Source organism: Neobacillus sp. CF12 (assembly GCF_030348765.1).
Taxonomy (GTDB): domain Bacteria; phylum Bacillota; class Bacilli; order Bacillales; family Cytobacillaceae; genus Neobacillus.
Genome location: NZ_JAUCEU010000007.1, coordinates 5,525,704 through 5,549,904, shown reverse-complemented (window position 1 = coordinate 5,549,904; position 24,201 = coordinate 5,525,704). Strand labels below are relative to the sequence as shown.

Below are 24,201 nucleotides of genomic sequence, written 5' to 3'. Positions count from 1 at the left end.
TTACTTGATATCTCTATTTTAGGACACAAAGACAAGACAAGCAATAAAAAACCGCTACCGAACCCGGAAGCGGTTATTTTCATTAGTAAATAGAAGTTGTTGATTTTGATGTGTTTTCCAGAATTTCTTTTACTCGTTGAAGGAATCGGCCGCAAACAAGTCCATCTAATACCCTGTGGTCAAGTGACATACATAGATTCACCATATCACGAACAGCAATCATTCCATTGTTCATGACGACTGGTCGCTTTACGATAGATTCTACTTGTAGAATTGCTGCCTGTGGGTAGTTGATAATTCCCATTGATTGAACAGAACCAAAAGAGCCAGTATTGTTTACAGTAAACGTTCCACCCTGCATATCTTCTGAACGTAGTTTACCATTTCTAACTTTAATTGCTAATTCCGAGATTTCACGAGCAATTCCTTTAATGGTTTTCTCATCTGCGTGTTTAATAACTGGTACATACAATGCATCATCAGTTGCTACGGCAATCGAGATATTGATGTCTTTCTTTTGAATAATCTTATCTCCAGCCCACATGGAATTAATCTGTGGGAATTCTTTTAGAGCTTGCGCAACTGCTTTTACGAAGAATGCAAAGAAAGTTAAGTTGAAGCCTTCTTTTTTCTTAAACTCATCCTTTAAAGAATTGCGGTATTCTACAAGGTTTGTTGCATCGACTTCAATCATGGTCCATGCATGCGGTGCTTCGTGCTTGCTGCGGAGCATGTTTGCCGCAATTGCTTTACGGATTCCTGTTACTGGTATTTCGATATCGCCTGCTGCAACAGGGATACTCGGAGCAGGAACAGATGGTTTTGGAGCTGCAGCTGGCTGAGTGGAAACGGATGAAACTGCTTCTTCTGGTTGAGTCGCTGCCTGCTTTGGTGCCTCTACTTTTGCACCTGCAGTTGGAATATTCCCTGATTCAATTAATTTCAATAAATCTTTTCTTGTTATACGGCCCCCTGCACCGGTACCTGTCACCTGTGTTAAATCAATTCCATTTTCCTGAGAAATTTTTAAAACAGCTGGTGAATAACGGGCCTTGTTTCCTTGATCAGCCTGCTCGGAAACAACCACTGTCTCTGTTACTTCTGTTTTTTGCTCACTAGCCTTCTCTTCTTGTGCATTGCCACCTTCGATTTCAATTGTACAAATGATTTCTCCGACCGCAAGTGTATCTCCATCCTCGGCAACCAACTCTTTAATGGTACCTGTGAAGGAAGAAGGAACTTCTGCATTTACTTTATCTGTCATGACTTCAGCTAATGGATCGTATTTATTCACTTTATCACCGACAGAAACAAGCCACTTTGAGATTGTTCCTTCGGTTACACTTTCCCCTAACTGAGGCATTTTAATTTGTTCAATAACCAAGCTTCCGGCCTCCTATTGTCTAGCTACGGCGACTACCCTCTCGAGGTCATAAGCCAATCCGTCAAGAAGGTTAAAAAGCAACCTTGCTGCCGGCTCGTCTTACGCTTGTCGGGGCTGCCCAAGTCGCCTCCGCTTTTCGTTTTAATATTCCGCTAATTCTCGCATTGCTTTTTCAACTTTATCAGGATTAACCATAAAGAACTTCTCCATTGTCGGAGCATATGGCATCGCTGGGACATCTGGACCAGCTAAGCGCATAATTGGAGCGTCTAATTCAAACAAACAATTTTCGGCTATGATAGCAGATACTTCACTAATAATACTGCCTTCTTTATTATCCTCGGTAACAAGTAATACTTTACCAGTTTTAGAAGCAGCTTCAATGATTGCCTCTTTATCTAAAGGATAAACCGTTCTTAGATCAAGAATATGAGTGGAGATTCCATCCTTAGCTAATTTTTCGGCAGCCTGAAGGGCAAAATGAACACATAGCCCATAAGTGATAACCGTAATGTCTTCACCTTCACGCTTCACATCTGCTTTTCCAATTGGCAAGGTGTAATCATCAGTTGGCACTTCTCCTTTAATTAGACGGTATGCCCGCTTATGCTCGAAGAATAAAACTGGATCATTATCACGAATAGCAGCTTTTAATAGGCCCTTAACATCGTATGGAGTTGAAGGCATAACAATTTTCAAGCCTGGAGTATTCGCAAACACCGCTTCAACAGATTGTGAATGGTAAAGTGCACCGTGAACTCCACCACCATATGGTGCACGAATGACCATTGGACAGTTCCAGTCGTTATTTGAACGATAACGAATCTTTGCGGCCTCTGAAATAATTTGGTTCACAGCAGGCATAATAAAATCAGCAAATTGCATTTCTGCAATGGGTCTCATTCCGTACATCGCTGCACCAATTCCTACCCCGGCTATCGCAGATTCAGCTAGTGGTGTGTCAATCACACGCTCTTCTCCAAATTGTTCATATAAGCCTTGAGTTGCCTTAAATACTCCGCCTTTTACCCCAACGTCTTCACCAAGAACAAAAACCTTTGGATCTCTTTCCATTTCTTCTCGAATGGCCATTGTGACCGCATCTATATATGAAATTACTGCCATGTTACATCCCCCTTACTTATCCGCATAAACGTATTTCAGCGCGTGTTCAGGTGCTGCATACGGTGCATTCTCTGCATAATCAGTGGCTTCATTCACTTGTTTCATCACACGTTCGTTGATTTCTTTTTCCGACTCATCATTCATTACGCCTGTTTCTTTTAAATAGGCACCAAAGGTAATGATTGGATCCTTCGTTTTCGCTTTCGCCACTTCATCAGGGGCACGGTAGGAACGGTCATCATCATCAGAAGAGTGTGGTGTAAGTCGATATGAAATGGTTTCAATTAAGGAAGGACCTTCACCCCTGCGTCCACGTTCTGCAGCTTCCTTTACCACTTTATAGACTTCTAATGGATCATTCCCATCAACAGTAAAACCTGGCATTCCGTACCCAATTGCGCGGTCAGAAACTTTTTCACAGCCCAATTGTTTCTCAATAGGAACAGAAATCGCATATTTATTATTTTCACACATGAAAATGACTGGCAATTTATGAACTCCAGCAAAGTTTGCACCTTCGTGGAAATCTCCTTGGTTTGAAGACCCTTCACCAAAGGTTACAAAAGTCACAAGATCCTTTTTTTCCATTTTCCCTGCTAGTGCTACACCTACAGCATGTGGAACTTGAGTTGTTACTGGTGATGACCCGGTAACAATTCGATTTCTCTTTTGCCCAAAGTGACCAGGCATTTGTCTTCCGCCAGAGTTTGGATCTTCCTCTTTTGCAAAACCAGAAAGCATAAGTTCCTTTGGTGTCATTCCGAATGTTAAAACAACCCCCATGTCACGATAATATGGAAGAACGTAATCCTTCTCTGTATCCAGTGCAAACGCAGCCCCTACTTGTGCAGCTTCTTGTCCTTGACAGGATATTACAAATGGAATTTTACCAGCACGATTTAATAACCACATCCGTTCATCTATCCGACGTGCTAAAAGCATAATTTCATACATTTCTAAAACCTTTTCATCACTTAACCCTAATGCATGATGACGATTTTCAGCCATTTTTTAAACCCCCCGTTTGTTCATTCCAAAATCCCCTTAAGAATGGATTGCTCTTCCATCAACTGCTAGCGCAGCTTCCCCAATGGCTTCTGACAAAGTTGGATGCGGATGGATCGTATGAGCGATTTCCCATGGAGTAGCATCCAATACCATTGCCAATCCTGCTTCTGTAATCATGTCAGTAACATGCGGACCAATCATATGCACCCCTAGAATATCATTGGTCTCTTCATCAGCAACAATCTTGACAAAACCATCGGATTCTCCAAAAACAAGTGCCTTCCCAATTGCTCGGAATGAAAACTTACCTACTTTTACTTTATGGCCCTTTTCAATTGCCTGTTCTTCCGTTATTCCAACGCTTGAAACCTCTGGATTGCTATAAATACATCTAGATACTAAATTGTAATTAAGTTCGGAAGGATCTTTTCTAGCAATATGTTCAACTGCAATAATACCTTCGTGGGAGGCAACATGCGCCAACTGAAGTCCCCCAATGACATCACCAATAGCGTAAATATGTGATTCTTTTGTTTGATAAAATTCATTCGTAACGATAAAACCTTTTTCTACTTGGATTTCTGTATTTTCCAATCCAATTCCTTCGACATTTGCCTGACGTCCAACAGATACAAGGAGTTTTTCTGCTTTAAATTCTTTCACGCCAGACTTCACTTCTGCTGAAATCGTAACGCCATCACTCTTAACTAGTGTTTCAGGAAGGACTTTAGCTCCTGTAACAAGCTTGATACCCTTTTTCTTCATAAGGCGCTGCATTTCTTTAGAAATCTCTTTATCCTCTGTTGGAATAATGGTGTTCGCATACTCGATCACGGTTACTTCAACCCCAAAATCAGACAGCATAGACGCCCACTCAATTCCAATGACTCCACCGCCAACAATAATGATCGAAGTTGGCAGAGTTTCAAGTTCCAAAGCTTCATCAGAGGTAATCACAAACTCACCATCTATTTCAAGTCCTGGAAGAGTTCTTGGTCTTGAACCCGTCGCAACCACAACGTTTTTTGGAATAAGCATTTCATTTTCTTCACCATTATTCATTTCAACTGAAATAGTCCCTGGCATCGGTGAAAAAATGGACGGTCCTAAAATTCTGCCTAAACCTTCATAAACATCTATTTTTCCTTGCTTCATGAGATGTTGTACACCTTTATGAAGTTGATCGATGATTTTATTTTTTCTCTCCTGAACTTTAACAAAGTTAAAGGATACTTCACTCGTAATAACACCAAAATCTTCACTGTGCTTTGCTGTCGCATAAACCTCAGCACTTCTGAGAAGTGCCTTACTTGGTATACAGCCTTTATGAAGACAGGTTCCTCCAAGTTTCCCTTTTTCAACGATTGCTGTTTTTAAGCCCAGCTGAGAGGCACGAATGGCGGCCACATATCCGCCAGTACCACCGCCAAGAATGACTAAATCGTATTCTTGTGACACTGTATTTCCTCCCCAATTGTTAAATTTTTGCTGTTTTGAAGGTACCCGGATATTCTTTTACTTTTTCCTCTCCACGTAAAACTCTTAATGCACCTTCAGCTAATGCTTGAAGTTCATTCTCACCTGGATGGACAATGATATCGGCTATCCAATTTATCCTATCTGTGATGGATTTAACAAAACCTTTACCATAAGCAAGACCGCCCGTAAGCACAATAGCATCTACTTTTCCTGCTAATACTGCACTGGCTGCTCCTATCTCCTTAGCTACCTGGTAGGCCATTGCTTCATAAATAAGCGTTGCTTGTTCATCACCAGCTTCGATTCTTCTTTCCACTTCGACTGCATCATTTGTTCCAAGGTAGCCGACAAGACCACCTTGACCGACAAGTTTCTTCATGATTTCATCGCGATAGTATTGACCTGAATAGCATAGTGCTACTAAATCACCTGCAGGAACTGTTCCTGCACGTTCAGGACTAAAAGGACCATCACCATGGAGGCCATTGTTTACATCAATGACTTTTCCTTGCTTATGTACCCCAACCGTAATACCGCCACCCATATGTGTAACGATTAAATTTAAATCGGTATATTTTTTCCCTAATTCTTTTGCAACTCTTCTTGCTACAGCTTTTTGATTTAATGCATGAAAAATACTCACTCTTTCAATTAAAGAAAAACCAGAAATTCTTGCAATCGGTTCAAGTTCATCTACGACAACGGGATCGACAATAAAGGACGGAATATTTAAACCATCAGCTATTTCATAGGCAATAATACCACCAAGATTTGAAGCATGCTGGCCAGCAAAACCGGTCCGCAAATCTTCAAGCATCGTTTCATTGACGCCATAGGTTCCACCTTCAATAGGCCTCAAGAGCCCCCCACGTCCACAAACAGCACTCAGTTTGGATATATTGATTCCTTCATTATCCAGTGTATCCAAGATCGTATTCTTTCTAAATTCATATTGATCAATAATATTGGCAAATGAATTAATTATTTCTGAATCATGACGGATTGTTTTTTCTAAAATGGAAATTTCATTATCGAAGACACCAATCTTAGTTGAAGTGGAACCTGGGTTGATGACGAGCATTCGATATTTAGTATCAGGCAACGTATTTGACCTCCATTTTTTACATTTCACATTAGTAAAGGGAAAGACGCTGAATTACTCATCCAGCGTTCAGTCCTGCTTATTTTCTCTCTAGCGACGACTTAAGATATGATGACCATTTTGTAGGAATTGACTGCGGGAATTACGCATTTTCTCAATTCTTTCTTCAGCCATTCTGTCTGCTGCCACATAGGTAGGAATGCCATCACGCTTGGAAATAGCAATTACCTTTTCGATGCTTGCATATATTTGATCAACCTTTTTCATTGCCCTTTCATGGTTGTATCCATAAAGTTCATCTGCCACGTTAATTACACCGCCAGCATTTATTACATAATCAGGTGCATAAACGATACCCATTTCATGGATAATGTCACCGTGACGTGTATCTTTTAATTGGTTATTTGCAGAACCCGCGATGACCTTTGCCTTAAGTTGTGGAATTGTATCATCATTAATTGTGGCACCAAGGGCACAAGGAGCATAAATATCACATTCAACACTATAAATCTCATTTGGATCTACCGCACGTGCCCCAAAATCCTCTACTGCCCGCTGAACAGCTTCCTTGTTAATGTCCGTAACAATTAATTGTGCACCCTCTTTATGCAAGTATTGACAAAGTGTATAAGCGACATTCCCAACGCCTTGAATCGCAACGACTTTACCTTCAAGGGAATCAGAACCGAATGCCTCTTTTGCAGCAGCTTTCATTCCCACGTACACACCATATGCTGTTACAGGTGAAGGATTACCAGATGAACCGAATGCAGGGGAAATACCAGTTACATAGTCTGTTTCTTCATGGATTAAATCCATATCCGCAACTGTTGTACCAACATCCTCCGCGGTAATATATCTACCATTTAGCCCTTGAATATAACGTCCAAATGCACGGAACAATTCTTCACTCTTATCTTTACGAGGGTCACCAATAATTACTGTTTTTCCTCCGCCTAGGTTTAATCCTGCTGCTGCATTTTTGTAGGTCATTCCTTTTGCTAATCTTAGCGCATCTTCAATTGCTGCTGCTTCTGATTCGTATGTCCACATACGTGTTCCTCCCAATGCTGGGCCCAATGTGGTATCATGTATCGCAATAATTGCCTTTAATCCAGATTGTTTATCCTGGCAAAATACAACCTGCTCATAATCATATTGTTCTAAGTACTTAAAAATTTCCATGTTAACATCCTCCTCTAATTTGAAAGCTACCGAAAAAATCTATTTAGTTACAGAGCAGATGGCCAGTGCAAGTGAATATAACTTACTTTCTGCCGAATCCGCCCTAGAGGTTAATACGATTGGAGCCTTTGCACCTGCAATAACAGCTCCGACTTTTGCTTTTGCAAAATAAATTAATGACTTATATAAGACGTTTCCAACTTCAATGGTGGGAACTAATAGAATATCAGCTCTTCCCGCTACTTCACTATGAATCCCTTTGTGTTCAGCAGCCAAAGCAGAAACGGCATTATCTAATGCTAACGGACCATCTACAATACAACCTGTAATTTGGCCGCGTTTATTCATCATGCTTAATGCAGCAGCATCAACAGTTGCTTGCATAACTGGATTTACTACTTCTACGGCTGCAATTGGTGCAACTTTAGGATATTCTATTCCAATTGCCCTAGCCAGTGTTGCAGCATTCTTAACAATTTGTGCCTTTTGCTCTAAATCAGGTGAAATATTCATCCCCGCATCCGTAACAATAATAAACCGGTCAAAATCTGGAACTTCAAAAACAGCTGCGTGTGATAACACATTTCCCGTTCTTAGTCCAAATTCCTTATTCAAGACTGCCTTTAAAAGGACACTTGTAGGGATATTCCCTTTCATGAGGACAGTGGCTTCCTTATTGGATACAGCCCTTACAGCTAGTTCTGCAGCTAAAGCATTCGAATCAGCATGAACAACACTTAGTTTTTTGCTCCATTTTTTTGAATCCAGATGATTAAGATTCAATATGGTATTAATTTTTTCTTTATCACCAAATAATATAAAATCCGCGAGGTTACGGTTTAACGCTTCGATTACTGCCTCAAGTACTTCTTCATCTTCTGCCACAGCAACTGCTACCGTGTTACCCTCAAGTTGGGTTGCTTTGTCAATCAGTGATTCAAGCAACAAGTTGTCATCAACCCTTTCTCTTCAGCTGCAACTCCATAATAGTAATATGCAATATTCGTGCCAAGTTAAATTTAATGAAAACGCTTTACACCAGGAATAATTAGTGCAGTTTTTTTCTTACTATGAAAATTACTGCATGCTATTATTTTCAAGTTTGTATTTTTCTAGCTTATAATAAAGGTTTCTTACTGATAGTCCTAGCGCTTTAGCAGTTGCCGTTTTATTACCGTTTAAGTTGTTAAGTGTTTGCTGGATAATCTCAACTTCATACTCTTCAATCATCTCGGATAAGGAACGATCTTGCTGAACTATTTGATTATGAACAACAATTCGTGGTTCATTGTCTGTTTTTGTTGGTCTTAGATCAGGGAGGTGATGTATATTAATGAATGTTTCGTTATAATTCATGAAGATCATCGCCCTGCCCAAAATATTCTCGAGTTCCCGTACATTTCCAGGCCAATCATAATGCATTAATTTATGTATTGCGGTTTGGGTAACACCCTCTACATTTCTGCCGTAATCACGATTAATTTTTTGAATTAGCCTTTCACATAAAACAGGAATCTCTTCTTTTCGATTCCTCAAAGGAGGTATATGTATTGGCATACGATTTAAACGGTAGTATAAGTCTTCCCTAAAAGAACCTTTTGCAATTCCTTTTTCAAGATTCACATGGGTTGCAGCAATGATTCTAACATTTATCGAAATCGGCTTTGTCCCACCCACTCGAGTGATTTCATTTTCTTGAAGAACCCTTAGCAGTTTTGCCTGTGTATTGGCTGATAGTTCGCCAATTTCATCAAGAAAAATACTTCCGTTATTGGCCTCTTCAAAGTAGCCGCTTTTGCCTCCCCGTTTCGCCCCAGAAAAAGCTCCCTCTTCGTACCCAAATAATTCACTTTCTAGAAGCGACTCAGATATTGCAGCGCAATTTACACGAACAAATTTATTGTATTTTCGGTCACTTGCATTATGTATGGCATGTGCAAACAATTCTTTGCCAGTGCCCGATTCCCCACGCAAAAGAACAGTTGCTGGTGTTTTTGCGCCTAACTTAGCCTGCTCAATCGCAAGCGTCATTTCCTCCGAACTGCCGATAATATCCTCAAAGGTATATTTCGCTTCAAGTGTACGGATGATTTGCCTTGCCCGGTTTAATTCTCTGTTTAAGGTCTTTATCTCGGACATATCATGAATAACCCCAACACTACCTTTTAATTTCCCTTTTACAATAATTGGGGCTACATTAACGATGACTTCCCGTTTATTCGCTCCTACTCTCATCGGTACTCCACGGACTGCTCTCCTAGTTTGAAGTACCTTCATATGCATACTTTCACCTTCAGAGATATCAGCTGTTGCTGGTTGTCCAATAACCTGCTCTTGTGTAAGGCCAGTAAGCCGGGAATAGGCCGGATTAATGAGGATACCTCTTCCGTTTTCATCTACTACTGAAATGGCATCATCACTAGAATGTATGATTGCTTGAAGCATCGTTTGAATTTCTTTTAAATCGGTTATTTCCTCAGCAAGATTCACCACTTCAGTGATATCTTTAAAAACAGCAAAAGCTCCAATTAATGTTCCATTTTCTTCGATTATAGGAATACGTGTGGTAATAATTTTTCGACCATTCCCTAAAACCATTTCTTGGTTTGTCTCTATTCTCCTAGTTTCTAGGATTTGAGGAAGTCTGCTTTCAGGTATCACTTCAACCACATATCTCCCAATTGCTTGGTCACGATGAACCCCTGTCATTTCTTCTGCACGACGATTAAATAAACTAATAGAGCCTTTTGCATCTATAACCAACATTCCATCATTTGTTGCATTAAAAATTAGTTCCTGTTGATGTGAGGCATTTTGGTATTTAACAATGAATTCTTCTTTTTCCTCAAGGAGCCTTGCAAGAAGAAAGGCAACACTTCCAGGTATTAGTACAGTTTTCTTGTCTTTGCTGTTTCTTAATTCTTGAAACACCTGTTCATCACCAGTAACTTCAATGATAATATCGATATTTTCACTTAAAAATGGCTTCCAATCAGTACCGGTTTTAATTCCTTCTGTCTGTGCTAAAATGACACCCGGTGCATCTAAGTTTCTGTCAATCACAACCTTAACATGAAGAACCTCTGTTTCAGTAAGCAACTTAAGAATCGCTGTACCGCCTTTTCCGGCACCCACAATCATGACATTCTGCATTTTTTGAGCCCCTTTAAAATATTGAAAAAACAGAAATTTTTTTCACACTATTATCACCAAAAACATGCAATATTTTTCATTATCTATTTTATATTTTTTTAGTTACCTTGACAAATTTTATCTTTGTACTAATATTTTTCTTGAGGGTATCACTCTTTGAAATTGATTAAAGTATTGGAAGGATTAAATTATGAAGCGGATAGTTGCTCTACTTATATTAGTTATTCCAGGGTTTTTAGCTGGGTTCGGAATTAAATTAATGCGCGATATGACATTCGGTATTCTCCTAAGCCCTATTCCCTTCTTATGGTTGCAATTTCTTTTAGGCCTCGTACTCTTTTTAGGTGGGTTAGGATTTGTTGCCGGATTTATTTTTCATCGTGACAGAAAAAGAAATAAGGTACAGGCTCGATTTAAGAATACAAAATAAAAAGAGGCCATCATGGTCTCTTTTCAAATTGCTTCCTAATTTTAATGGCTTTCACGGGATCGTCAGTAATTAGCGCGGTACAGTTAATATTCATAAGCCTTTTGATGTCCGCCTCTTTATTAACAGTATATGGTCTAACTTCAATTCCATTCTCCATCGCACCTATGATTATATTATCCGATATCGAGGCTAATTTTGGATGAATACCTCTTGCTCGAATGGATTGCGCATAGACCCATGGCATATAAATTCGTTCATTAAATAATGGCGCTGTCTCAATTTCTGTTGCCAATCGATAACTCAAGACAATGCTATAATGATTAAAAGACGAAATAATAATCCGATTGCTCAAGCCAAATTTGCGAACAAGTTGTATCACCTTTTCTTCCATTCCTTCGTAAGGAATAATTCCGTTTTTCAGTTCAATGTTACAAACAAGGTCATTGGACTGCATCCATTCTAGAACTTCAATTAAAGATGGAATTGGCTCATTGTTAACACCTTTTTTATTCGCATTAAAAGTCCGTAAGTCTTTAAACAAAAAATCTTTGACGAAGCCCTTCCCATTTGTAGTCCGATCAACCTTTTCATCATGAATGACAACCACTTCACCATCTTTCGTTAATTGGACATCAAGTTCTAAGCCATCTGCACCTGCGTTCTCAGCTGCAATAAAAGCACTCATGGTATTTTCTGCATAGGCAGCAGAATATCCTCGGTGGGCAAAAATCTGGGTCATACTATCACTTCCTTACTAAATAAATGGAGGATCTACAATGAAACCTTTACAATTATCACCTGAAACGGCCATCAAGCTTGCCGAAAAATTAAATGTTCCGTTAGAACAGCTTATGCATATGCCTCAGCATATACTTATTCAAAAATTAATGGAACTAGAAAAAGAAAAGTAGAAAAAAAGCCTTCATTCAAAAAATGAAGGCTTTTTCTTCCTATTATTGATCTCTTCAAGAGGCCTTATGCTCTAAGCGCAGTTTATCGGCAACCATAGCGATGAACTCTGAGTTTGTAGGTTTTGCCTTGGACATGCTTACAGTATATCCAAATAAAGAGGAAATGGAATCAATGTTTCCACGGCTCCAAGCTACTTCGATGGCGTGACGGATCGCACGTTCAACACGGCTTGCCGTGGTGTTATATTTTTTTGCAATATCCGGATATAATACCTTCGTAATAGAGCCAAGTAATTCAATATCGTTGTAGACCATTGAAATCGCTTCACGTAAATATAGGTACCCTTTGATATGTGCTGGAACACCAATTTCATGAATAATGCTTGTAATACTTGCATCTAAATTCCTTGGTTTATGTTCAGTATGTGTACGATAGTTACCTGTTGTGGACTTGCGGCTAACTTGACTGCTTTTGCCGCTAACTTGGCGGATATGATTTCCTAAGTTTTCCATGTCAAAAGGCTTTAAAATAAAATAGGATGCACCAAGCTCTACTGCCTTTTTTGTAACGTCTTCTTGCCCGAATGCAGTCAGCATAATAACATTCGGTATTGCACCTTTTTTCAGTTCTCTTAAGCGTTCTAGAACCGCTAAACCATCTAAATGAGGCATGATAATATCTAAAACGAGTACATCTGTATCCGTTGATTCAAGAAGTTCTAAACAATCTTGACCATTATGAGCAATTCCTGCAATTTCCATATCATCTTGGGACGAAATATAGTCCTCTAATAACCCCACTAATTCCCTATTGTCATCTACGACACAAACTTTAATCTTTTTCACCTTTATTTCCTCCTCAAATCCAAATGGTCATGTCTCTATTTATCATTTATCTTTATTCTCTTAATTCTATTCTAAATTAGAAATTCGACAATGCAACTAAAATTCCTCTAGTTTTTTTAATATTTCTTAAAATAGTGATAAAATCTTATCTTTTCTTTGTTTTTCTTTGAATTTCGACTTAATTCGCATATATGACAAGTTATTCCAGCTTTCTGTCGAAAAATCTTTACTTAGGTTGTGTTATACTGCCAGTTGATTTGTGCTCCAGGCACTTCGCTTTCCGCGGGCGGTCCGTGGAGCCTCCTCGACGCTTAAGCGTCTGTGGGGTCTCCACTGCCCCGTACATCCCGCAGGAGTCTCGCGCCTTCCGCACAAATCAACATAGTTACAACGTTAAAATATTATTTAACACAACCTAATACAAAAACAAAATAGGCGAAGTCGCCTATTCTGTTTTAAACCTCAATTCAATTATTAACTCGCTTTTTCTCTTGGTTTTTCGTATATGTTAATTCCTGCTTCATTTAACATCCATTCAATGTGTACTCCGTAACCAGAGGTTGGGTCATTGACAAAGACATGTGTTACTGCTCCAATAATCTTTCCATCCTGGATAATTGGACTTCCGCTCATTCCCTGAACGATTCCACCAGTTTTTTCTAAAAGTTTTGGATCTGTAACTTTGATAACCATGCCTTTTGTTGCTGGAAATTTCTGCGGGATAGTGCTTACAATTTCAATTTCAAATTCTTCTACCCTGTCATCATTGACGACTGTTAATATTTTTGCTGGCCCTTCCTTAACTTGATGAGATAAGGCGATAGGCAGCGGCTTATCCAAAATTCCATTCTTTAACTCTTTATTTAACACCCCAAATATTCCAAAGGGGCTATTTTTTGTGATGTTTCCAACTATTTCTCTGTCCGATGAAAATCGTGCAAGCTTTTCTCCTGGATCACCGTTACTTCCCTTTTCAATAGATGTAACAGTAGAACGAACAATCTGACCATCTTCAACTACAATTGGCTTTTTTGTATCCATATCGGAAATTACGTGCCCTAGGGCACCATATTTTTTAGATTCTGGATGAAAAAATGTCATAGTTCCAATTCCTGCTGCTGAATCACGGATATATAACCCGAGTTTGTAGGAGTTTTCTCCCTTGTCTTTGAGTGGAGTAAGTTTCGTCGTAAATTTACCGCTTTCTCTGGTAATAACCATATCTAATGCGTTCCCACTTTGTCCTGCATTTTGTACAAAGGGTGCCACATCTGTCATTTTTTCAATCTTACTTCCATTGATTTCTGTGATAATATCACCTATTTTGATTCCTGCTATTTCTCCTGGAGATTTTTTTCCATCCTCTGTATTAACTAAATGGTGGCCTACGACCAATACGCCAACCGAGTTTAATTTAACACCAATGGATTGCCCTCCTGGCTTTACTCTGAAATCCTTTAGAACATTAACATCGACCTTTTTAACGGGTATTCCTGCAAATTCTAAAAGCATTTCTTCGTTACCATTTTCGCTTGCTAATAATGAAACATTGTTTTTATCCTGTTCAAGTGTGATAGTTGAATTGTGAGATACTAAAGAGGCTGCCACCGGTACAGCCTTTTGGAAAGTATAATCTTGTCCTTCAAAGACTGTAATGGTCTTTGGTATATCAAGGTACTGCTGAAATGGCTGAAAAAAAAGAACGCTGATTAATGAAACAAGGAGAATTCCACCAATGATCTTTCTAATTATTTCTAACTTCAAAATCTTCACTCTCCTCGTTTGCGTTTCACTCTTCATCGAAATGGCTACATCTTTAATTTTGCCTGTATCTGCACCATTTATAACCTGATACAACATAAAAAAGCTCCCCTAATTGGGAAGCTTTTCAATTTTTTTATTTTCAGATGCTAAAAACAACAGTTCTTCTGCATGTTTTTTTGTTAAATCAGTAATTTCAACACCAGAAATCATCCGACCAATTTCCTTTATTTTTTCACCAAAACTGAGTGGACTTACCGAAGTTTTGGTACGACCGCCTTTCGTGATTTTGGAAATAAACAAATGGGTATCTGCCATTGCAGCCACCTGTGGCAGATGTGAAATACATAATACTTGAGAATCCACTGCAACCTTGTAGATCTTTTCAGCTATGGATTGAGCTACTCTGCCGCTTACACCTGTATCCACCTCATCAAAGATGATAGAGGTAACACCCTGATGCTTCGAAAAAATACTTTTTAACGCCAACATAATCCGTGAAAGTTCACCGCCAGAGGCAATCTTAGATAATGGCTTTAAAGGCTCACCTGGGTTCGTGGAAATAAAAAACTCGACATGATCAACACCGTTTTGTGTAAAATGTGGCAAAATGGATTCAAACCGAATCTCAAAGACCGTTTTTGCCATGTATAGCTCTTTTAACTCATTATGTATTAATTGGGTTAGTTTTTTTGCCCAGCGTTTCCTCAGTTCTGTTAGTTGTTTAGCTTCGAGGGTCAAGTCCTTTTTAATTGAAGTAAGTTCTTTTTCTAATTGCCCTATATGTGTTTCCTTATTTAGCAATGTTTCGATTTCTTCTTCAATTTTCGCGGCATATACTAAAATTTCTTCAATGGTTTTTCCATATTTGCGCTTTAATTGATTAATTTCATTGAGTCTTTCTTCAATTTCATTTAAACGATGCGGGTCATATTCTAATCCATCGAGTTCATTTCTTAAAAAACGTGAAGCATCCTCTAATTGATAAAAACTGTTCATGACGGATTCATATATTTCTCTATAAGTCGAATCCAAGGTGGCAGCATCTTCAAGTCCACCCATCACCATACTGATCCAATCAAGACCCTTCTGCTCACCTGTTAAGGCATTATAACTTGACTGAACGGCCTCAAAAACGCGTTCAAAATTAGCAAGCCTTCTTTTTTCTTCAAAAAGTAATTCATCTTCATTAAGTTTTAAGTTTGCTTTTTGGATTTCATCAAGTTGAAACTGAATTAAATCTAGACGATGTGCAGTTTTCTGCTCATTCTCACTTAATGATTTAAGCTTCTTAAATGTTTGTTCATACCGATGGAATACTTCCTGGTATTCTGCTTGAGAATGGGATATTTCTTCAAACCCAAATTGGTCAAGCAATGGTAAATGTCTGCTTTCATCCATTAAATCTTGGTGTTCGTGTTGGCTATGTATATCAACTAGAGTCGAACCCACTTCCCTAAGAGTTGAAATGGTTACAAGCTTCCCATTAATTCTACATACACTTTTGCCAGTACGTGAAATGTCTCTTCGTAAAACGACCATACCTTCCTCGATCTCTATTCCAAACTCAATTGCTTTTGAATGACAAGGATGCTGGTCATCAATTTGAAAAAGACCTTCAATTTCTGCCTTTTCCTCCCCATGACGAACAAACTCGGCTGATCCTCTACCACCTACCAACAGATGAATAGCATCAATAATAATTGATTTCCCTGCACCGGTTTCTCCCGTTAGAACAGTCAGCCCCTTGCCAAACGAAATGGAAAGGCCCTCTATAATGGCAAAATTTTTAATTGATAATTCTGATAACAAGGTACATCCCCCCTATTAAAGCATGTCAAGGAACCTATTTGTAATTGTCTCTGTATCTTCAGGTGTACGACAAATGATTAGAATGGTATCATCACCACAGATGGTTCCTAATATTTCTTCCCAGTCAAGGTTATCAAGCAATGCTCCAATTGCCATAGCATTACCAGGCAAACATTTCATTACTAGCAAATGACCAGCCGAATCAATTCGAACAAATGCATCCATTAACGATCTTTTTAATTTTTGCAATGGATTAAAACGTTGATCTGCTGGAAGGCTATATTTGTATCTTCCATCTAGTAATGGTACTTTAACTAAGTGAAGTTCCTTAATATCACGTGAAACAGTAGCTTGAGTAACATTAAACCCAGCACTTTTTAGTTCATCAACAAGTTCATCTTGTGTTTCAATATCATTATTGGTGATAATTTCTCTGATTTTTATATGGCGCTGCCCTTTATTCAATCTATTCACCTCGTAATTAGAACATTTACGTATTTTGTACAAAAATGTCGCTTATACCCATATGTTAGCCCATTTTGCCTAGGAAGTACAATTATTATTTTTTGCAAAAAAAAAGAAGGATAGCATATGCTTATCCTTCCATATCCTGTTTGGATTTAAATTCTTGATGAGAGTCTTTCACAATTTGTGATGGCTCGATTGGCAGTAAATTTTGACCTTTATCCTGCTCACCTATCCATTTTAGATGAAGGAGAAACTCAATATTCCCATCTCCGCCTGTGATAGGAGAAAAGGATAAATTAACCGCATTAAATCCCTGGTCAAGGGCGAAATCAACAATTTTATTAACTACCTGTAAATGTACTTTTTCATCGCGAACAATGCCTTTTTTTCCAACCTGTTCACGTCCTGCTTCAAATTGTGGCTTAACTAGCGCTACAATATCACTATCAGGTATAAGAAGTGTTTTTAAGACAGGTAGGATTAACTTTAAGGAAATAAAAGAAACATCAATGGTTGCAAAATTGGGCATTTCTCCTGCCAAATCTTTTGGTGTAACATACCGAAAGTTGGTTCTTTCCATTACTACAACACGTTCATCCTGACGAAGTTTCCAAGCAAGCTGATTATAACCTACATCCAAAGCATAGGTCATTTTTGCACCATTCTGCAATGCACAGTCTGTAAACCCGCCCGTTGAAGCACCAATATCGAGCATAATCTTATCCTTTACTGATACATCAAAAACCTTTAATGCCTTCTCTAGCTTTAGCCCGCCGCGACTAACATACGGGAGTACATTGCCCTTTATGGTTAGAGGGATATCTACTTTTACTTTTTCTCCTGGTTTATCTAAACGTTCCTCGTTTGTATAGACTAGACCTGCCATGATTGAACGTTTTGCTTTTTCCCTGGTTTCTGCTAATCCTCTTTCAACTAATAAAACATCTAATCTTTCTTTATTCTTCATAGGTTATGCCCTTTGTTGTTTTTTTCGTGCAAGTATGGTTATTCTTCTAACAACTTCTGATGTCGTCATACCAATTTCTTCTAGAAGTGAATCAACATCACCATGCTCAATAAATTGGTCAGGTATCCCCATACGATCAATTGCCTGTTGGTAAAAACCCTTATCATGAGCATGTTCCAGTACAAAGCTTCCAAAGCCCCCCTGTAACACGGCCTCTTCAATTGTCATGATAGGAATATTATTAGAGAACAACTCATTGAGCATTTTTTCATCTAAAGGTTTTATAAAACGAGCGTTTACCACTTTTACAGATATCCCTTGTTTTTCTAATGTTTCTGCGGCTTTTAGCGCCATTGGTATTGTTGTACCAAAAGTTAAAATAGCAGCATCCTCGCCCTCTTTTAAAACCTCCCAAGTGCCAATTGGAATATTTTTCAACTCCTCATCCATTGGTACACCCAAACCATTTCCTCGAGGAAATCTCATTGCAATGGGACCATCATCATAATTTAGAGCGGTATAAACCATATGCTGACCTTCATTTTCATCTTTAGGCATCATTAACACAATATTAGGTACGTGTCGTAAAAAGGCAATATCAAATACGCCCTGGTGTGTCTCACCGTCAGCTCCTACTAATCCTGCGCGATCAATTCCAATAAAAACATTCAAGTTCTGTCTACAAATATCATGAACGACCTGATCATATGCACGTTGTAAAAATGTTGAGTAGATTGCTAAGAATGGCTTCATATTTTGAGTTGCCAATCCAGCAGCGACAGTAGCAGCATGCTGCTCTGCAATTCCGACATCATACATTCTCTCAGGAAACTCACTTGCAAAGCCCTCTAGCTTAGACCCAACCGGCATAGCTGGTGTAATGGCTACAATTCTCTCATCTTTACGTGCAAGTTTCCGAACCGTTTCACTTACTAAACTGCTCCAAGCTGGTGGGGCTTTATCAGATTTAACAAAGGCACCTGTATCCATCTTATAAGGTCCGGTTCCATGCCAGGTACCCTTTGTATCACTTTCAGCAGGGTGAAATCCTTTTCCTTTTTTCGTGATGACATGCAGAAGGACGGGTCCTTCCGTTTTTTTTGCATATCGGAAATTTTCAAATAAAGCTTCATAATCATGCCCATCAACAGGACCCAAATAGGTAAACCCCATTTCCTCAAAGAACATGCCTGAGACAAATAAATACTTTAGACTGTCTTTAACACGTTCTGCAGTCGCTGCAAGTTTTCCACCGACAGCGGGCACCTTCTTTAAGAACAATTCCAATTCGTCTTTCACCCATTGATATTTACCAGCAGTTCGTAATTGCCCAAGAATATTATGAAGGGCACCGACATTTGGTGCGATAGACATTTCATTGTCGTTTAGAATGACAATCATGTTCTTCTTCTCATGTCCAATATGATTCAATGCTTCTAAGGCCATTCCTCCTGTTAATGCACCATCACCAATAATCGGTACAATAAAGGAACTTTCTTTTTTCAAGTCTCTTGCAATGACCATACCCATAGCAGCTGAAAGGGAGGTTGAACTATGTCCTGTTTCCCAAACATCATGCTCACTTTCAATTCTTTTCGGGAAGCCACAAAGCCCTTTAAATTGACGCAATGTATCAAATTCGCAAGCCCTGCCAGTCAGTATTTTATGAACATAGGACTGATGTCCTACATCCCAGATAAATTTATCATTGGGGCTGTCGAAACATTTATGTAAGGCAATTGTTAATTCGACAACACCTAAATTCGGTCCAATATGGCCTCCAGTTACAGACAGCTTTTCAATCAAGAATTGGCGTACCTCTTGACTTAATACCTCCAGTTCTTGATTTGACATCCCTTTTAAAAAGGAAGGGTCTTTTATTGATAACAGATCCATGTTTGGACCACTCACTTTCATTCGTATTCACATAGTAAAAAATAGCCGCTAACACAAAAGTGATAACGGCATTGACAACGTTCTTTTCATTGACAACAATTATATCATAATTGCCCTGATGTTCAAATACCAGTTATTTTAGTGATCTCTAGATGCAACAAGTTCGGCAATTTCTCTAAGCAAATTTATATTAAGCCTGGTCTTTTCTAAGTATTGTTTAGACATATCCAGATGCTTTTGTAATGCTTCCTTCGCACCCTCCATCGTTAACAACTGTGGATACGTACTCTTATTGTTTGTGGTATCACTGCCAACAGGTTTGCCCAAAACTTCAGGATTTCCTTCTAAGTCGAGAATATCATCCCGAATTTGAAATGCGAGCCCAAGGTGATGAGCAAACGAAGATAGATTCTCAAGTTGATCCTGATCTGCCCCTCCTATCAACGCTCCTGCAATGACACTAAATTTCAATAGTCTTCCTGTTTTATGAATATGGATATACTCAAGCTCTTCAATGGTTAGCGATTTTCCTTCACCTTCCATATCAGCTACCTGACCACCCACCATTCCTTCACTACCTGCTGCTTTAGCCATTTCGATCACCAATTGCAGCTTTTTTTCACTTGAAGCATATTCAGTTGGAATTTGACCAATTACCTCGAAGCTAAAGGTTAATAATGCATCCCCAGCCAGAATGGCAATTGCATCGCCAAACACCTTGTGATTTGTCGGTTTACCTCTTCTAAGGTCATCATTATCCATGCTAGGCAAGTCATCATGGATTAATGAATATGTGTGGATCATTTCAATAGCTGAAGCTGCCAAGAGTCCCATTTTAGGGTCTTTTTCAAAAGCAGCTAGGGTAGCAAATACCAGTAAGGGACGGATTCTCTTACCGCCTGCTTCAAGGGAATAATGCATAGCTTCTTTAATAATAGGAGGTGCGTTCAGCTTTTCCACCAAGGTTCGAAGCTCTAATTCAAGCAGTTGTTTATGTTCTTGTGTAAAAGCATCTAGAACATTCGTATTCAAAGCTTACGCCTCCTCTTCTATCGTAAAGTTTTGTTTACGTCCATCCTCCGTAATGATTTGTGTTAGTTGTTCCTCAACACTTTTTAACTTATCATGGCAAAGTTTAGACAGTTCCATCCCCTCTTTATAAAAGACAATTGCCGCCTCTAGGGGGACATCTCCTTCTTCAAGCTTATCCACAATTTGCTCCAGCTTATTCATTGCTTCCTCAAAAGAAATCTTTTGTTCAGTAGTCACGGTTTTCGCTCTCCTTTATGTTCTGTACATTACAGAGAAGGCTGCCATCTGTTAATTGAATTTGTAGTGGTTCGTTCTCTTTAACTTGTTTAATACTTTTTATTAGTACATTTTCCTTTGAATAGACGAGGCTGTATCCACGTTCCATTATTTTTAATGGACTAAGGGCCTGGAGGGTTGAAAGAACCCTATCAAATTCCGTTTGTTTTTTTAAGAGGATCCGTTCCATTGCCCGTTGGATATCTTTTTGTGAGCGGTCAAACCTACTCTCAGCTTCTCGTAAAGCTACTCTTGGATGGTTTAGCATTAGACGTTTTTGAATTGTTTCATGCTGGGACCTTTTTACATCCGTCAATCTAGAAGCACCGCGAACAAGCATTTCCGTTAATTTATCTACCTGTTCCAACTTTTGTTCGTATAGACGCTGGGGATATCGAAAAGCATAAGATTTTTGAACTCGGTCTAATCGCTGCTTTTCATATCGATATCTTCCATTTATGGATTGGATCATACGGGTTCTCCGCTGCAAAAGTCTCTCCATTAATTCATCGATGTGCGGAACAGCTAACTCTGCTGCTGCCGTCGGTGTTGGCGCTCGCATATCGGCAACAAAATCGGCAATCGTAAAATCTGTTTCATGTCCAACAGCAGATATGATAGGAACTCTAGATTGATAAATAGCTCGAGCGACTAACTCCTCATTAAATGCCCACAATTCTTCAATAGAACCGCCTCCCCGCCCAACGATCAGGATATCAAGTTCATCCATACTATTGGCTTTTTCAATCGCTCGTGTGATCGAAGGTGCAGCATTTTCTCCTTGAACAAGTGCAGGCAATACAAGTATATTGGCAATCGGGTATCGTCGTTTAATGGTCGTGATAATATCCCGTATTGCAGCTCCAGTTGGTGAAGTAATAACGCCTACCGTTTTTGGATAGTTGGGGATTGGTTTTTTTTGTTGGATAGAAAATAAGCCTTCTGTTTCAAGTCTTTTTCTTAACTGCTCATATGCTAAAAATAACTCCCCGATACCATCTGGCTGCATTTCTTTAATATAGATTTGATATTGGCCACTTGGTTCATAAACAGAGATATCCCCTTTAACAACTACCTTCATCCCATTTTCCGGTGAAAATTTCATCGAACGTGATTCCCTTGCGAACATTACAGCAAGAATACGTGCTTTTTCATCTTTTAATGTAAAATACATATGTCCACTTGAATGCTGTTTAAAGTTTGAAATTTCACCACAGACGTGGACATCCTGTAAATGTGGGTCAGCATCAAATTTTCTTTTTATGTATTTGGTTAATGCCAGCACAGATAAATACTTTTTTTCCTGCATAACAAACTCCTTTTTAGAGCTGCAACGTATTTTTTGCTGATTTAAGAGTGTTATACATAAGCATCGTAATGGTCATCGGGCCTACTCCTTTAGGAACAGGGGTAATGTAACCTGCTTTTTCACTCACTTCATCAAAAGCAACGTCTCCACAAAGCTTACCAGCATCATTACGGTTTATCCCTACATCTATAACGATTGCACCTTCTTTTATGTGGTCAGCTTTAATAAAGTTGGCTATACCAACTGCTGCAACAATAATATCTGCTTGTGAAGTATGGAACTTTAAATCTTTTGTTCTTGAATGACAATAGGTTACGGTTGCATGCTGATTAAGAAATAACTGACCTACCGGCTTTCCAACAATGTTGCTTCTTCCAACCACTACAACATGTTTACCGGCGACATTTATACCTGTCTCTTCTAAAAGTACCATAATCCCATAAGGTGTGCATGGTAAGAACGCATCTTGACCTGTCATCATTCTACCAATATTTATCGGATGGAACCCGTCCACATCCTTGAAGGGGGAGATTGATTCTATCACTCTGGTTTCATCGATATGTTTTGGAAGAGGTAGTTGTACCAAAATCCCGTGGATGGCTGGATCTCCATTTAGTTCCTCAATTTTTGTAAGTAGTTCTTCCTGCGAAGTCGTTTCTGGTAATTCAATCAATACAGAATGCATACCAAGGTCTTGACAGGTTTTTTCTTTATTGGTTACATATGTTCTCGAGGCATGATTATTTCCTACGAGGATTACAGCAAGTCCTGGCGTAACTCCTAATCCCTTTAATTTTTGGACTTCCTGAGCAATTTCCACCTTTTTTTTCGCGGCTATTTCTTTCCCATCAATAATAGTTGCTGCCATGTCATTTCCCCCTAAGTTGATGTTTTATTATAGTTTTTCTTTTACCTTCGAAAGGAGCCCATTAACAAATCGGCTAGATTGTTCATCACCGTAAATTTTAGCAATTTCAATCGCTTCATCTAAAATAACATTTTCAGGAATTTCATCTCGGAAATATTTTAATTCATAGATGGCAATCCTTAATAAGTTCCTGTCGACTGTCGCTAAACGATCAATCGTCCATTTTTCAAGGTTTTCTTTGATTAATGGATCAATTTCATTTTTTTGTTCAACAACTCCTAAAACAAGTTTTGTTAGGTAGTCATCTCCTGGCTCCCCTTCCAACACATGTTCAATGGCAGAAGATGGATCCGTATTACTTACATCGATTTGAAAAAGAGCCTGTAACGCTTTTTCCCTTGCTGTTCTTCTTTTCATTATACCGTTAACTCCTTTAGAGATAGTGATTAATTTTTGTCTAATTTGATACAAGAATTGCATGATGATGTTTTGTTCATAGAAAGATAATAGCATAACTAAGTTTGATTCGCACTGTAAGAACTTATTTTTACCTAGATGCAGTATACTAATAACCTCAAGAAAAGAAAAAAACCAAAGGATTTAACCCTTTGGTCTAAGCTTAGTTAAATTTGTCTGTTGATTTGCACTCCACGCACTTCGCTTTCCGCGGGCGGTCCGGGGAGCCTCCCGCAGGAGTCTTCGTGCCTTCCGTGCAAATCAACAGGTGCTAATATCAATTATTAGCCTTTAACATAGCCTGAATATTATATCTCTTCATCCACTTCCGGGTCTGGCTTTTGGTTTTCGAAGGAGATGCCGACTACGTGTATATTTACTGCTTCAGCTTCGAGTGCTGTCATATTGAGCAATGCTTGACGGATGTTATCCTGAATCTTACCTGCAACTGTTGGAATTGAGACACCGAATTTCATTAAGCAGTATACGTCAACTTTAATTCCTTCTTCTGATAATTCTACTTTTACGCCCTTACCGTGGTTCTTTTTGCCTAACCGCTCAACTACACCAGTTGCGAAGTTCCCACGCATTTGCGCTACGCCTTCAACCTCAGAAGCAGCGATACCCGCAATGACTTCAATAACTTCAGGTGCAATTTCAACTTTTCCGTGGCCACTGTTTCCTTGATTCATTTCCAGTACATTATACTCGCTCATAAAGTACACCTCCTGAT

At 39.0% G+C, this 24,201-nt stretch carries 23 protein-coding genes; 2 read left to right on the top strand and 21 right to left on the bottom strand.

Annotation, left to right across the window (positions count from 1 at the left end):
• Positions 1–82: 82 nt before the first annotated feature.
• From QUG14_RS26585 to QUG14_RS26550, 8 genes are all read right to left on the bottom strand, one after another.
• Positions 83–1,384 (bottom strand): dihydrolipoamide acetyltransferase family protein, encoded by a 1,302-nt coding sequence (locus tag QUG14_RS26585; protein WP_289343477.1) that lies wholly within the window; start codon positions 1,382–1,384, stop codon positions 83–85.
• Between the two features lie 141 nt (positions 1,385–1,525).
• Positions 1,526–2,509, bottom strand: a complete 984-nt coding sequence (locus QUG14_RS26580) for an alpha-ketoacid dehydrogenase subunit beta (RefSeq protein ID WP_289343476.1) — start codon at positions 2,507–2,509, stop codon at positions 1,526–1,528.
• Between the two features lie 12 nt (positions 2,510–2,521).
• The gene (locus QUG14_RS26575) at positions 2,522–3,517 is read right to left on the bottom strand and encodes a thiamine pyrophosphate-dependent dehydrogenase E1 component subunit alpha (RefSeq protein WP_289343475.1); all 996 of its coding nucleotides are present in this window, start codon (positions 3,515–3,517) and stop codon (positions 2,522–2,524) included.
• A gap of 36 nt (positions 3,518–3,553) precedes the next feature.
• Complete coding sequence (gene lpdA / locus QUG14_RS26570; protein WP_289343474.1) at positions 3,554–4,975, bottom strand: dihydrolipoyl dehydrogenase; 1,422 nt, start codon at positions 4,973–4,975, stop codon at positions 3,554–3,556.
• A 19-nt stretch (positions 4,976–4,994) separates the two neighbouring features.
• Positions 4,995–6,077, bottom strand: coding sequence for a butyrate kinase (buk, locus tag QUG14_RS26565; RefSeq protein ID WP_483310817.1), 1,083 nt, complete (start codon positions 6,075–6,077; stop codon positions 4,995–4,997).
• 111 nt (positions 6,078–6,188) lie between these two features.
• On the bottom strand, positions 6,189–7,283 hold the full coding sequence (bcd, locus tag QUG14_RS26560; protein ID WP_289343472.1) for a branched-chain amino acid dehydrogenase: 1,095 nt from the start codon (positions 7,281–7,283) through the stop codon (positions 6,189–6,191).
• A 39-nt stretch (positions 7,284–7,322) separates the two neighbouring features.
• Positions 7,323–8,231, bottom strand: coding sequence for a phosphate butyryltransferase (gene yqiS / locus QUG14_RS26555; protein WP_289343471.1), 909 nt, complete (start codon positions 8,229–8,231; stop codon positions 7,323–7,325).
• A gap of 129 nt (positions 8,232–8,360) precedes the next feature.
• Positions 8,361–10,436, bottom strand: coding sequence for a sigma 54-interacting transcriptional regulator (locus QUG14_RS26550; protein ID WP_289343470.1), 2,076 nt, complete (start codon positions 10,434–10,436; stop codon positions 8,361–8,363).
• Between the two features lie 190 nt (positions 10,437–10,626).
• Between QUG14_RS26550 and QUG14_RS26545 the strand changes: the two genes are divergently transcribed.
• Positions 10,627–10,866, top strand: a complete 240-nt coding sequence (locus QUG14_RS26545) for a DUF2627 domain-containing protein (protein WP_289343468.1) — start codon at positions 10,627–10,629, stop codon at positions 10,864–10,866.
• Between the two features lie 10 nt (positions 10,867–10,876).
• Here QUG14_RS26545 and QUG14_RS26540 read toward each other — a convergent pair whose 3' ends face one another.
• The gene (locus tag QUG14_RS26540; RefSeq protein WP_289343467.1) at positions 10,877–11,605 is read right to left on the bottom strand and encodes a glycerophosphodiester phosphodiesterase; all 729 of its coding nucleotides are present in this window, start codon (positions 11,603–11,605) and stop codon (positions 10,877–10,879) included.
• 37 nt (positions 11,606–11,642) lie between these two features.
• Between QUG14_RS26540 and QUG14_RS26535 the strand changes: the two genes are divergently transcribed.
• Positions 11,643–11,777, top strand: a complete 135-nt coding sequence (locus tag QUG14_RS26535) for a YycC family protein (protein ID WP_090758317.1) — start codon at positions 11,643–11,645, stop codon at positions 11,775–11,777.
• Positions 11,778–11,831: 54 nt separating this feature from the next.
• Here QUG14_RS26535 and spo0A read toward each other — a convergent pair whose 3' ends face one another.
• From spo0A to QUG14_RS26475, 12 genes are all read right to left on the bottom strand, one after another.
• A complete protein-coding gene (gene spo0A, locus QUG14_RS26530; RefSeq protein ID WP_289343466.1) occupies positions 11,832–12,623 on the bottom strand; it encodes a sporulation transcription factor Spo0A in 792 nt (263 codons plus the stop codon).
• A gap of 474 nt (positions 12,624–13,097) precedes the next feature.
• The gene (gene spoIVB, locus QUG14_RS26525; protein WP_483310816.1) at positions 13,098–14,423 is read right to left on the bottom strand and encodes a SpoIVB peptidase; all 1,326 of its coding nucleotides are present in this window, start codon (positions 14,421–14,423) and stop codon (positions 13,098–13,100) included.
• Positions 14,424–14,495: 72 nt separating this feature from the next.
• Positions 14,496–16,196 (bottom strand): DNA repair protein RecN, encoded by a 1,701-nt coding sequence (gene recN, locus QUG14_RS26520; protein WP_289343465.1) that lies wholly within the window; start codon positions 16,194–16,196, stop codon positions 14,496–14,498.
• A gap of 15 nt (positions 16,197–16,211) precedes the next feature.
• A complete protein-coding gene (ahrC, locus tag QUG14_RS26515) occupies positions 16,212–16,661 on the bottom strand; it encodes a transcriptional regulator AhrC/ArgR (protein WP_095247167.1) in 450 nt (149 codons plus the stop codon).
• Between the two features lie 130 nt (positions 16,662–16,791).
• A complete protein-coding gene (locus QUG14_RS26510; RefSeq protein WP_289343464.1) occupies positions 16,792–17,631 on the bottom strand; it encodes a TlyA family RNA methyltransferase in 840 nt (279 codons plus the stop codon).
• A gap of 3 nt (positions 17,632–17,634) precedes the next feature.
• Positions 17,635–19,527 carry a 1-deoxy-D-xylulose-5-phosphate synthase gene (gene dxs, locus QUG14_RS26505; protein ID WP_289343463.1) on the bottom strand — a complete coding sequence of 631 codons (1,893 nt, stop codon included), beginning with the start codon at positions 19,525–19,527 and terminating at the stop codon, positions 17,635–17,637.
• A gap of 138 nt (positions 19,528–19,665) precedes the next feature.
• Positions 19,666–20,559, bottom strand: coding sequence for a polyprenyl synthetase family protein (locus QUG14_RS26500; protein ID WP_289343462.1), 894 nt, complete (start codon positions 20,557–20,559; stop codon positions 19,666–19,668).
• A gap of 3 nt (positions 20,560–20,562) precedes the next feature.
• On the bottom strand, positions 20,563–20,796 hold the full coding sequence (locus tag QUG14_RS26495; RefSeq protein ID WP_289343461.1) for an exodeoxyribonuclease VII small subunit: 234 nt from the start codon (positions 20,794–20,796) through the stop codon (positions 20,563–20,565).
• Positions 20,786–22,144: an exodeoxyribonuclease VII large subunit gene (gene xseA, locus QUG14_RS26490; RefSeq protein WP_289343460.1), complete on the bottom strand. Its 1,359-nt coding sequence runs from the start codon at positions 22,142–22,144 to the stop codon at positions 20,786–20,788. The genes QUG14_RS26495 and xseA overlap by 11 nt, the downstream gene beginning before the upstream one ends.
• 13 nt (positions 22,145–22,157) lie before the next feature.
• The gene (gene folD / locus QUG14_RS26485; RefSeq protein WP_289343459.1) at positions 22,158–23,012 is read right to left on the bottom strand and encodes a bifunctional methylenetetrahydrofolate dehydrogenase/methenyltetrahydrofolate cyclohydrolase FolD; all 855 of its coding nucleotides are present in this window, start codon (positions 23,010–23,012) and stop codon (positions 22,158–22,160) included.
• Between the two features lie 27 nt (positions 23,013–23,039).
• Complete coding sequence (gene nusB / locus QUG14_RS26480) at positions 23,040–23,429, bottom strand: transcription antitermination factor NusB (protein WP_289343458.1); 390 nt, start codon at positions 23,427–23,429, stop codon at positions 23,040–23,042.
• 347 nt (positions 23,430–23,776) lie between these two features.
• A complete protein-coding gene (locus tag QUG14_RS26475) occupies positions 23,777–24,184 on the bottom strand; it encodes an Asp23/Gls24 family envelope stress response protein (protein ID WP_289343457.1) in 408 nt (135 codons plus the stop codon).
• Positions 24,185–24,201: the final 17 nt, after the last annotated feature.